Here is an 11,201-nt window from a genome sequence, read left to right on the forward strand (position 1 = left end):
GTGGGTGGGCCCCGCCATCGGCTTGGCGTGATGCGGAGCACACGGGGGAGCGGGCCGGCGCGGCAAGGCCGGCTGCGGGCGGGGCGGGCCGGCGCGGCGCGGGGAGGCAGGTCAGGGATGAACGCACGTGATCGTGGCACCGGAGTCGGTACCACGATCACGGCTGGTCGGTACTGCTAGCGCGCGGGCAGCTCCCCGGGCTTGTCCACGACGGCGGTGCGGATCGTCGCCGAGGTGTAGAGAACGGTGCCCTCCTTCAGCGTGGGCTCCGCGACGGGCGGCCGGCTCTTGCCACCCGACGGCCGGAACGACCCGTCGTGCCGCACGACCGTACGCTCGCCGAGCAGCCGGAAGGTCTTCGGATCGAAGATGAGTTCGCTGCGCAGGTTCTGCCAGGTCTGCCCGACGGCGACGCCTTGTCGTCCCACCGAGTCCACGGCGTTGCCGACCGTGACGCCGGGGATCTTCGCCGCCGCGGTGAAGATGGCGGAGAGCGCCCGGGGCGAGACGTACGACTCGCGGAGGGTGTCGCCGACCGTGGCGAACGCCTGCACGTCCGGCGGGTTGCCGCCCTGGCTGTTGCGGTAGAGCCACTTCAGTGCCGAAGCGGGGTCGGTCGGCAGGTTCTTCCGGTACGCGGGCGGATCGGTGCAGTCGACCGGCGGATGCGCGAGATCGACCGTCGGGAGGACGCCCTTCTTCTTCGCCGCCATCTCGGCCTTCGACCCGTGCTGGCCGTCGCACAGCCACGTGCGGCGTCCGCCGGGCGAGGCGTCCGCCTCCAGCAGGCCGGCGTGCCTGCCGTCGGCCGAGAGCCACGCCCTCCGCGTGGCCGACCAGCCGGGCTGACCGGGCATGGCGGCCTGGCGGACGCGCGACTCGGCATAGATGAACTGGTCCGGGCGGGGCTTGAGATCGGGCTGTGCCGCGGCGGTCTTGGCGGCCCGGCTGAAGACCTGGGCGGCGCCGGCCAGCGCGATCGGCTGGTCCGTGCCGACCTTGGTGGTGGGCGCCATGATCAACGCGGCGGCGAGGCCCGTCGCCAGGCCCGCGGTGGCGAGGCCGCCGATCAGGATCCGGCGGCGGGTGGTCTTCGCCGGCGGGGGTGCCGCGATCGACCGCATCAGGTGGGCGCGCCGGGCGGCGTGCTGCGCGGCGGGCATATCCCGCTCCTGCGGGAGAGCCTGATCGTTCATGGGGTTTCCTCCGTGATGAGTGTCCTGGGGCGTTCTCCCTTTTCGTGTCCGCGCACGTGCCGCGGTTCCGTGACCGGGGGATCGGTTCCGTCGCGCAGCCGCGTACGAGCGCGCGCCAGCCGGGACCGCACGGTGCCGACCGGGATGCCGAGGGACTGGGCCACCTCCTCGTAGCCGAGCCCCTCCCAGACGCAGAGGGTCAGGACTTCCCGGTCCCGTCGCGGCAGAGCCTTGATCGACTCCAGGACCCGGCGCATCTGGCGTTCGGCGTCGAGGCGCGCGGTGACCTCGTCGGCGTCGTCCGGTGCGGCCGGCAGGGCGGGGATGCGGGCCAGCGCGTCGCGGTGGCGGCGAAGGCTTCTGCGGTGGTTGCTCAGCACCTTGGTCGCCACGCCGTACAGCCAGGGCAGCAGGGAGCCGGACTCCATCCGCACCTGCCGGCGGCGCCGCCAGGTCTCCAGGAAGACCACCGACGTGAGGTCCTCGGCCGCCGACCAGTCCGCCGTACGCCGGAAACAGAAGTTGTAGACAGTACGCGAGTGGCGGTCGAAGAGCGTCCCGAAGGCCTCGTCGTCACCGCTCTGCGCGCGCTTCCAAAGCGCGGCGTCAGTCAGGGTTCGCAGGGTCATGCCCGCTTAGTGTCCGCTCCACGGTGCCGGTTCCCTTTCATCCGGAGCAGACCGTACGCCACCCTCGTGGTGGAGTGCGTCGTCCCTGGTACCCAGGTACGACACCGAAGATCGGTCTGCAGGGTCACGAAGCGAGACGGACCCGCCCGTACCATCGGGAAATGCTCGATGGTCGCCTGCGTCGCCTGGGAGCCGCCCTCGCAGCGGATCCCCCGGGGCCCCGGGCCCCACGGCTGCGGGTGGGCCCGCTCGACCTCGTCGTCCTGGCGGATCTGCTGATCGGTGTCGCGGTCTTCGCCGGCACCAACGGCTGGCTGGTCACCGAGAACCTCCGGCACCACGCGCACCACGCCGGGTCGACCCTGACGCTGATCTCGCTGTTGCTGAGCGCGCCCATGGCGCTGCGCGATCGCCGCCCCCTGACGGCGTGGGCGTGGTCCGCGACGGCGCTCGCGATCTCGGCCGTCGTCATCCCCCCGCGCTCCATCTCCGGGGGCCCGTCCATCCCGGGCGGCGTGTTCGTCTACCTGCTGTGTCTCTACTCCCTGGGGGTCCGGTGCCGGCGCGAGGTCGCGATCGTCGCCGCCCTGGTGACGACCGTCGGCACGGCCGTCATCGACGTGCGCACCGCGGCGGCCGCCCTGCCCATGCTGGTTCCGCTGCTGGTGGGCCACACCGTGGCCTGCGCCGCGCGGGCCGCGCGGAGATGGCCGAGGTGGAACGGCGGCACGGAGCCGAGCGCGCGGTGCTGGAGGAGCGGCAGCGCATCGCCCGGGAGATGCACGACGTGGTGGCCCACCGCATGTCGCTGATCGCGATCCAGGCCGAGGCCGCCCCGCTCACCGTCCCGGACGTCCCTCCGAAGATCAGGCGAGATCTGGCGGAGATCCGGTCGACGGCGCTCGAGGCCCTGACCGAACTGCGCGGCGTCCTGGGCGTACTGCGCGGTGAGGACGGTTCGGAGACCGCGCCGCAGCCCGGCCTGGACCAGCTCGACGAGCTGTTCGCCGGGGCCCGCGGAACGGGCCTGACGGTCACGGCCGTCACCAGCGGCACTCCGGTGCCGCTGGGACCCGGCACGGAGCTGACGGCGTACCGGATCATCCAGGAGGCGCTGAGCAACGCGATGCGGCACGCGCGCGGCACGGTCGTACGGACCGAGCTCGTCTATGGCCCGGCCGCCCTCCGCGTGGAGATCGTCAACGGCGCCGGGGACGGCACGGCCTCCGGCGGGGCCGGGTCCGGCCGAGGCCTGGTGGGAATGCGGGAACGGGTGGCGATGCTCGGCGGCGAGCTGGAGGCCGGCCCGCTGCCGGACGGCGGCTTCGCGGTGCGCGCGGTCCTGCCCGTGCACCCGCGCACGGAGGGAGAGCGATGACGATACGGGTGGTGATCGCCGATGATCAGGCCATGGTGCGGACGGGGTTCGGCGCCTTTCTGGGCGCCCACCCCGATCTGGAGGTCGTCGGCGAGGCGGAGAACGGCGAGGCCGCCCTGCGGGTGGTCGCGGAGGCGCGGCCCGACGTCGTGCTCATGGACGTCCGCATGCCGGTGATGAACGGGCTGGAGGCGACCAGGCGGTTGCTGTCCGGGCCGACGCCCGCCGCCGCCCGTGTCCTGGTGCTCACGACGTTCGACCTCGACGACTACGTGTACGAGGCGTTGCGGGCCGGTGCGAGCGGATTCCTGCTCAAGGACGCCTCGGCGGTCCAGCTCGCCGACGCGGTTCGCGTCGTCGCGGCCGGTGACGCGCTGCTGTCGCCCTCGGTGACCCGGCGGCTGATCTCCGAGTTCTCCCGGCTGGGCGCGCCGAGGGCCCCGGCCCGCGAGCGCCTCGACGGGCTCACCCACCGGGAGACCGAGGTGCTCGGCCTGGTGGCGCGCGGCCTGTCGAACACCGAGATCGCGGCCCGGCTGGTCATCGCCGAGCAGACCGTGAAGACCCACTTCGGGCGCGTCCTGATGAAGCTGGATCTCCGGGACCGCGCCCAGGCGGTCGTCTACGCCTACGAGACCGCCCTCGTGCGTCCCGGCGAGTGACCCCCCGGTAGTACCCGCGCAGTGAGCTCCCCGGTGTGACGCCGACGAGGGGGACGCGTCCGTAATTTCCTGGTTAATCACCATCCTGACCAGGAAGGACGCGCATGAGACTCGCGTGCGGCGCGATCACCGCGGCCATGTTCCTCACAGGTGCCGTGGCGGGCGGGAACACCACGGTGTCCGGGCCCGCCGGGCGGCCCCTGCCCGCACTGACCGAGGGGGCGCTCGCGGATCGGTACGCCGCGGACCGGCGGGCGATCATGCGGGCCGCCCGGGAGGCGGGCCGGGAGGGGGACCGGGACGGGGCGGCCCGGCTCGCGGCGCTGGCCGCTCCGGGCCGGCACTTCCTGGCCTTCGACGCCCGCGGCCGGGGACGGGCGATCGAGGTCGTCGGGGATCTCGCCGCCGCCCGGCGGGTCGCGATCCTGGTCCCCGGCGCCGACACCACCCTCGGGACGTTCGAGTCGCGTGGCCCCGCGTCCCCGGGCGGCGGAGCCCGCGCGCTGTTCGCGCGGGCCCAGGCGGTGCGACCGGGCGGCCTGGCGGTGATCGCGTGGCTCGGCTACGACACCCCCGCCACCTCGAGCCTCGGCGTTGCCCGCGCGGGCCACGGCCGGGACGGGGCGCGGGCACTGCGGCCCCTGGTGGAGCGGATCGCCGCGCGCGGTGCCGGGGTGGCCCTGCTGTGTCACAGCTACGGCTCGGTCGTGTGCGGCGCGGCGGCGCCCGGACTGCCGGTCACCGACCTCGCGGTCTTCGGCAGCCCCGGCATGACCGTCTCCTCCGCGCGGTCGCTGCGCACCGGGGCCCGGGTGTGGGCGGGCCTCGGCGACGGCGACTGGATGAGGTACGTGCCGAAGGGCCGCTTCCTCGGTCTCGGCCTGGGCACCGACCCGACCCGGCCGGGGTTCGGAGCACGCCGCTTCGCCGCCGGACGGGGCGGACACGGCGACTACCTGAAACCGGGTGGCATCGCGCTGCGCAACCTCACCCTCATCGCGCTGGGCCGCCCGGGGGAGGTCACCGATGACCGGTGACCGGCTGCGGGCACTCGCCGAGCGCGTCGACGCCGCGACCCCGCCCGGCCGGGACCGCGCGGTCGACGGGCTGCGGGCCGTCGCGATCCTCGGTGTGATCTCGGGGCACTGGCTCGTCACCGCGCTGGTGGTCCGCGACGGCGGGCTCCGGGCGGCGAGCCCGCTCGCGACCATGCCCGCCTTCGCCCCGGTGTCCTGGATCCTGCAGACACTCGCGATCTTCTTCTTCGTCGGCGGATACTCCGGGGCGAAGGGGTACCGGGGCCGCTACCCCGCCTGGCTGCGCGCCCGGCTGGGCCGGTTGTTCCGGCCGGCCGCGGTGCTGCTCGCCGCCTGGGCGGCGCTCACCGTCGCGCTGGTCTGCGCGGGCGTGCCCGGCTCGACCCTGCGGACCCTGCTGACCCTGACGGTCAGCCCGCTGTGGTTCCTCTCCGTCTACGCGGCGCTGACCGCGTCCATCCCGGTGCTGCTGAGGTGCCAGGCACGTTTCGGCGCCGCCACGGCCGTGGTCCCCGCCGCCGTGGTGCTGCTGGTGGACCTCGCGCGCTTCCGTTTCGGTGGCCCGGCCTGGCTGGGCTGGGTCAACCTGCCGGCCGGCTGGCTGGTGCCCTTCCTGCTCGGGGTCGCCTGGGCCGGCGGGGCCCTCGTCTCCCGGCGGCCCGCCGTCCTGCTGCTCGGCGGCGGCGCCGCGGCCACGGCCGCCCTGGTCCTGTACGCCGGGTACCCGGCGAGCATGGTCGGGGTTCCCGGCGCGGCCGTCTCCAACCTCAACCCGCCGAGCCTGGCCGCGGTGACCTTCGGGATCGCCCAGGTCGGCGCCGCCCTCCTGGTGAGGGACGGGCTCGCGCGCCGGCTGCGGCACCCACCGGCCTGGGCCGCGGTCGTGGTGGCCAACCTGTCGGCGATGACGCTGTTCCTGTGGCATCAGACCGCGTTGATGCTGGTGACCCTCGCCGGCCGCCCCCTGGGCGTGCTGGCCGGCCTGCACACCGTGCCGGCCGGGGCGTTCTGGGCGCTGGAGCGGCTGGCCTGGTTCCCGGTGTTCGCGGCGGCGCTCGCCGCCCTCTGCCTGACGTTCCACCGCTTCGAGCGCACATAGAATACGTCCTTCACCGACGCGATCACCGGATCGCCGAACTGTGAGGTCACCACTGATGCGCTGGTCACAGCTGTACGCGCCCACGCTCCGCGAGAACCCGGCGGAGGCCGACGCGGTCAGCCACCGCCTGCTGCTGCGCGCCGGGTTCGTCCGCCAGCTGATGGCCGGGCACTACTCCCTGCTGCCGCTCGCGGTGCGGGTACGGGCCAAGATCATCGAGGTGATCCGCGAGGAGATGAACCACATCGGCGGCCAGGAGTTCGTGCTGCCGACGATGCACCCGGCGGAGATCTGGCACAAGAGCGGCCGGTGGGAGGTCATGGGCGAGGAGATGTTCCGTCTCCAGGACCGCAAGGGCGCCGACCTCGCGCTGGGCATGACGCATGAGGAGATCTTCACCACGCTGGCGCAGGAGCTGAACTCCTACCGGCGGCTGCCGCAGGTCTGGTACCAGTTCCAGACCAAGTTCCGCGACGAGCCGCGCCCCAAGAGCGGGCTGCTGCGGGTGCGGGAGTTCACCATGAAGGACTCCTACAGCTTCGACCTGGACGAGGCCGGACTGGACGCGGCCTTCGACCGCCATCATGCGGCCTACGAGCGGATCTTCGCCCGGCTCGGCATTCCCGCGATCCCGGTGCAGGCCTCCAGCGGCAGCATGGGCGGCAGCACGTCGGTCGAGTTCATGTGCCCGTCCGACGCCGGCGAGGACCTGGTCGTGCGCTGCGCGGCGTGCGGGTACGCCGCCAACGTCGAGAAGGCGACGTCGGCGCTGCCGCCGGTCCACGACGAGGCGGGGCCGTCCGCACCCGAGCGGTTCGACACCCCGCACGCCCGCACCATCGAGGAGCTGACCCGCCGGCACGACGTGCCGGCCGACGCCCAGATCAAGTCCCTGGTCTACGTGGTCGACGACACGGTCACCCTCGTGCTGATGCGCGGCGACCACGCCCTGGCCGAGCAGAAGCTCCTCGACGTCACCGGTGCGTCGATGCTGCGGCCCGCCCATCCGGAGGAGATCGTCGAGGCGCTCGGCGCCTCGGCCGGCAGCCTCGGCGCGGTCGGAGTCACGCACTTGCCGGTCATCGCCGACGAGGCGCTGCGCGGCCGGCGGTCGATGACCACCGGGGCCAACACCGACGGGGTGCACCTGAGCGGCGTGGATGTCGCCCGCGACATCGCCGTCCGCACCTGGGCCGACCTGCGCGAGGCCGGCGCGGGTGAGGCGTGCGTGCGGTGCGGCGAGCCGCTGGAGGTGATCCGCACGATCGAGGTCGGCCACATCTTCAAGCTCGGCCGCAAGTACACCGAGGCGCTCGGCGTGAACGTCCTCGGCCCCGACGGCGAGCGGGTGACCCCGATCATGGGCTCGTACGGCATCGGGGTGGAGCGCGCGATGGCCGCCATCGTCGAGACCCACCACGACGACGCCGGGATCGTGTGGCCGCTCCAGGTCGCCCCCTTCGAGGTGGCCGTGGTGCTGCTCAACGGCGACGACGAGCGGTCCCGGACCGTCGCCGAAGAGATCTACGGCAGGCTCACCGCCGACCGGATCGCGGTCGTGCTCGACGACCGGGACGAACGCCCCGGCGCGAAGTTCAAGGACGTCGAGCTGGTCGGCGTCCCGTACCGGATCACCGTCGGCTCCCGCGGGCTGGCCGGCGGCACCGTGGAGGTCACCACCCGGGCCACCCGTGACACCGTGACCGTCCCGGTGGACGAGGCCGCCGCCCACGTCCACGCCCTCATCACGGCACCCCCCGCCCTTTCGTGATCATGCAATCGTTCGTCGACTGATTGCATGATCACGGCGGGAGGCCGGGGTCAGGGGCCAGGGGTCAGCTCTGCTTGTTGGGCAGGTGCGGGCCGATGTAGCCGACGTGGATGCGACCGGTCGGGCCGGCGGTGTCGTCGTAGAAGTGCATGCGCGGCGCGGTCCGCCCGGTGGAGTCGAGCTTGACGTGCGCCCACATGTGCACCTTCCCCTCCGGATTCACCTCGACGGGGACGGTGAACTGCCGGGCCGCGGCGAATCTCCGGTTGCCCCGCGTGTCGTCGCTCTCGGTCATCGCCACCACGTTGGCGGAGATCCCGGTACGGCCCGGTGGCGGCTCCTGGCAGTAGGCGTAGAAGTCCCGGTCGAACTCACCGTTGCTGCGGGCCTCGGCGTAGTCGTCCAGCGCCCGCAGCGCGCGCCAGGCCTTCGCGGCCCAGGTGGCGGCCTTGAAACTCTCGTCAAGCCGCTCGGCGACCTCCCAGTCGACGTCCACCCCCACCCGGCGCAGCCGCGGCACGTGGTGGCGCAGCTCGCCCACCGACAGCAGCTGCGGCGTGCGCTGATCGGACGGTACGGGCGCGTACGCGCGCTCGACCAGGCCGGAGCCGACCAGCTCCGACTGGAGCCAGCGCACCTGGTCCAGTGCGGAGTCCAGCTCGGTACGGGTGGCGTCGTGGTCGAGGATCTCCTTCTCCGCCTGCCGCTCCGCCTCGTAGGCCTGGTCCTCCGCGACCCGGCGGCGCGCGTTGGCGTCCCGTAGCTGCTGCTCGTAGTGGCCGATCCGGCTCAGCGCCTCCTGCAGCGCCGCCGACAGCCGCAGCATCAGCCCTTCCGCCACCGGGTCGGCGTGCGCGACCACCGCGGGCTCCTGGAGGAGCCGCGCGACGTCGGTCTTGGTCCCGCTCTCGAAGCCGCCCGCGTCGATGCGCCGCAGGGCCTCGGGCAGCGGGCGGGTACGCGCCTGCTGCCACGGCAGCACGGTGAGCAGCATCTTGGCCCGGCCGGGGCTCTCCACGATCCGCGCCTGCGGCAGCACCCGGTGCCGGGCGGCGTCCGACGGGCTGGCCGGATCGACACCGGGCAGATAGGTGCGGACCGCACCGCCGTAGACCTTGTGGTCCTCGAAGGCCGCCATGCCGTCGAGCAGGTCGGTGGCCTCCCGGTCCAGGACGTAGACCGCCGCCGTTCCGGTCAGGTTGGCGGTCAGGTCGCGGGTCATCTCCGTCCACTCGGCGGTGTTGCGCCAGGGATGGGTGCTGGCCACGACCACGGGCACCTGATGCTCGTCGTCGCAGAGCACGTCGATCAGCACGTCGAGCCCGGCCGCGGTGACCCGGTGCGGCTCCTCGGTCAGCACGGCGAGCCCGTCGTACCCGTTGACGCGCCGCAGGATGCCCCGGATCAGGCCGGGCGGGCGCAGTTTGAGCGGCTCGACGTTGGTCGCCGAGGCCTCGTACTCTTGCTCCAGCCAGAGCCACGCCGTCCCGTCGGGCTCGCAGTGCGCGGTCAGCGTGGTCATCAGCCGCACCGGATAGCCGGAGTTGCGCAGCCGGAACCGCGCGGTGTCGGGCCCTTCCGCGACCGCCAGGTCGACGCCCTCGGTGAGCGTCCGGCGGCCGGGAGACAGGTCCACCTCCTGGTTGCCCAGTTCCTGCAACCAGATGGCGAACTGCTCGCGCGCGACCTCGGCCGGGTTCGCGTCGCGAACCTGGAATACCGAGCGATAGTGCAGAGGCACGCGGGCAACCCTTCTGGAAGAGTCCCCCCAGAATACGAATTCCCTCCGTAAAGACCCTGTTAAGAGGCGAAATCAGCGCCGTACATAGACGTGCGTGCCCATCGAGGCGAGCGGGTAGACGAGGTCGCCGGTGTGCACCGGAATGCGCACGCAGCCGTGCGAGGCGGGGTATGGCGGGACGCTGCCCTCGCCGTGCACCGCGACGCCACCGGTGAAGTAGACCGGGTTGTAGAGCAGGCCCAGTGGTGAGCGGTGCCAGCCCCTGATCCGCCGGAAGATCTTGAAATTCCCGGTCGGCGTGGTGGCCGTGTGCCACGCGCCCTGCGAGAAGTAGCGCCGGCCGGACCCGGACGAGATATGGGTGATCAGCCGGACCGTGCCGTGCTTGTAGAGGACCAGCAGCTGCTTCCGCAGACTGATCTCGATCCGGCCGGCGGCGCCGACCCGCACGAGCGCCCGGGGGGTCCGCGGCCGGGCCAGCGCCGCCCAGGTGGCGGGACCGACCGTGCTGCTCGGCCCGAGGCCGTTGACCTTCTGGAAGGCCCAGACGGCGTGCACGGTGAGGTCGCCGTACCTCCCGTCGACCGCGCCCGGGTCGTAGCGCAGCGCCCGCAACCGGGTCTGCAGCCGCCTGACGGCGGGCCCCCTCGCCCCCCTCCTCAGCGTGGGGCGGCCGGCCGCGCCCGAGCCGGCGGCGAACGCCGTCGTGGCCGCGGCCGTGGGGGGCATCGCCGGGGAAACCGCCGCCGCGGTCGCGCCCGGCGCCGCCGGAAGGGTGACGAGCGGAGTCACGAGCAGCACCGCGGTGGTCCTGGTCTGCATCTCCATCGGCCCTCCACCTTCGGATCTCCCGTCAGGGACAGGACCCTAGTGGGGCCGAGCAGCGGAAACGCCCCGGTAGGCGGGAGCCGGGACGGGTGCGTCGCGCGGCGTGCGGGCCGCCCGCGGAACACTCCCCGGCATACTGGACATGATCGTGGGTGCCGGGCCGCGGGGGCGGTGGCGAGGGGGAACGTGGAGATCGTACGGCGGCGGAGCGAACGGGTGCTCTGCCTGGTGGCCGTGGTGCTGATCCTGGTCCCGACGGTGGACGTGCTGGTGACCGGGCCGCTGCGGAGCTGGGACCAGCGGCTCATGCTGGGCCCCGGCGGGCTCGAGGCGACGGGCTGGGCGCACCTGTTCTGGCGGGTGGTCGTGATGGGCGGCCAGTTCTGGCTGGTGGGCACGCTCGTCACCGTGACCGCCGCGATCGTGGCCTTCCGCCACCGCAGTCTCCGGCTGTTCGCCGCGTTCGGAGCCTGGATCGTCGTCGTCAACGTGGTGGTCCAGGTGTTCAAGCTGCTGGTGGGGCGTACGGCCCCGCACTCGGGGGCCGACGTGCTCCATGCCGGGACGCTGTCCTACCCGTCCGGCCATGCCGCGCTCGGAGCCGCCTGCCTGCTGATGACCGCCGCGCTGCTCGGGCCGGAACTGGCGCCCCGTACGGCTCGGCGGGTGACGCTGGCGGCCCATGTGCTGGCCGTCGCCGCTGCCCTCGCCACGGTGCTGCTGGCCTACCACTGGCCCACCGACTCCCTCGCCGGCTGGGCTCTCGGCGTGCTGCTGGGGGTGGCCGGCCGGTACGCGGTGGTCGTGCCGGGCGCCCGGAAAAGCCCGTCGCCGGGTGCGGTCGCGATGACCGCACCCGG

At 73.3% G+C, this 11,201-nt stretch carries 11 protein-coding genes; 7 read left to right on the forward strand and 4 right to left on the reverse strand.

The genetic code is table 11. The features are described from left to right. Positions 1–176 precede the first annotated feature (176 nt). Together ACRYCC_RS43535 and ACRYCC_RS43540 are read right to left on the reverse strand one after the other, a co-directional pair. Positions 177–1,196: a CU044_5270 family protein gene (locus ACRYCC_RS43535; RefSeq protein WP_433820107.1), complete on the reverse strand. Its 1,020-nt coding sequence runs from the start codon at positions 1,194–1,196 to the stop codon at positions 177–179. Continuing rightward, positions 1,193–1,825: an RNA polymerase sigma factor gene (locus ACRYCC_RS43540; RefSeq protein ID WP_433820108.1), complete on the reverse strand. Its 633-nt coding sequence runs from the start codon at positions 1,823–1,825 to the stop codon at positions 1,193–1,195. Before ACRYCC_RS43540 ends, ACRYCC_RS43535 begins: the two co-directional genes overlap by 4 nt. Positions 1,826–1,986: 161 nt before the next feature. On the opposite strand from ACRYCC_RS43540, the gene ACRYCC_RS43545 reads away from it, so the two are divergent. The 6 genes from ACRYCC_RS43545 (at position 1,987) to ACRYCC_RS43570 (ending at position 7,772) form a co-directional block, all read left to right on the forward strand. After that, the gene (locus tag ACRYCC_RS43545; protein ID WP_433820109.1) at positions 1,987–2,637 is read left to right on the forward strand and encodes a hypothetical protein; all 651 of its coding nucleotides are present in this window, start codon (positions 1,987–1,989) and stop codon (positions 2,635–2,637) included. Then, entirely contained in the window at positions 2,532–3,203 is a 672-nt protein-coding gene (locus ACRYCC_RS43550; protein WP_433820110.1) for a sensor histidine kinase, read from the forward strand. The genes ACRYCC_RS43545 and ACRYCC_RS43550 overlap by 106 nt, the downstream gene beginning before the upstream one ends. After that, on the forward strand, positions 3,200–3,865 hold the full coding sequence (locus tag ACRYCC_RS43555) for a response regulator (RefSeq protein WP_433820111.1): 666 nt from the start codon (positions 3,200–3,202) through the stop codon (positions 3,863–3,865). The genes ACRYCC_RS43550 and ACRYCC_RS43555 overlap by 4 nt, the downstream gene beginning before the upstream one ends. A 104-nt stretch (positions 3,866–3,969) precedes the next feature. Then, a complete protein-coding gene (locus tag ACRYCC_RS43560) occupies positions 3,970–4,902 on the forward strand; it encodes an alpha/beta hydrolase (RefSeq protein WP_433820112.1) in 933 nt (310 codons plus the stop codon). Beyond that, positions 4,892–6,001, forward strand: a complete 1,110-nt coding sequence (locus ACRYCC_RS43565) for an acyltransferase family protein (RefSeq protein WP_433820113.1) — start codon at positions 4,892–4,894, stop codon at positions 5,999–6,001. Before ACRYCC_RS43560 ends, ACRYCC_RS43565 begins: the two co-directional genes overlap by 11 nt. Positions 6,002–6,056: 55 nt before the next feature. Next, positions 6,057–7,772 (forward strand): proline--tRNA ligase, encoded by a 1,716-nt coding sequence (locus ACRYCC_RS43570; RefSeq protein ID WP_433820114.1) that lies wholly within the window; start codon positions 6,057–6,059, stop codon positions 7,770–7,772. Positions 7,773–7,836: 64 nt separating this feature from the next. On the opposite strand, the gene ACRYCC_RS43575 is transcribed toward ACRYCC_RS43570, so the two are convergent. Together ACRYCC_RS43575 and ACRYCC_RS43580 are read right to left on the reverse strand one after the other, a co-directional pair. Next, entirely contained in the window at positions 7,837–9,513 is a 1,677-nt protein-coding gene (locus ACRYCC_RS43575; RefSeq protein ID WP_433820115.1) for a hypothetical protein, read from the reverse strand. 72 nt (positions 9,514–9,585) lie between these two features. Continuing rightward, positions 9,586–10,341 (reverse strand): peptidoglycan-binding domain-containing protein, encoded by a 756-nt coding sequence (locus ACRYCC_RS43580; protein WP_433820116.1) that lies wholly within the window; start codon positions 10,339–10,341, stop codon positions 9,586–9,588. 186 nt (positions 10,342–10,527) lie between these two features. Between ACRYCC_RS43580 and ACRYCC_RS43585 the strand changes: the two genes are divergently transcribed. After that, the coding region (locus tag ACRYCC_RS43585; RefSeq protein WP_433820117.1) for a phosphatase PAP2 family protein at positions 10,528–11,201 on the forward strand (674 nt) is incomplete at its 3' end.

This window comes from Actinomadura scrupuli (assembly GCF_050971785.1).
GTDB lineage: Bacteria > Actinomycetota > Actinomycetes > Streptosporangiales > Streptosporangiaceae > Actinomadura_E > Actinomadura_E scrupuli.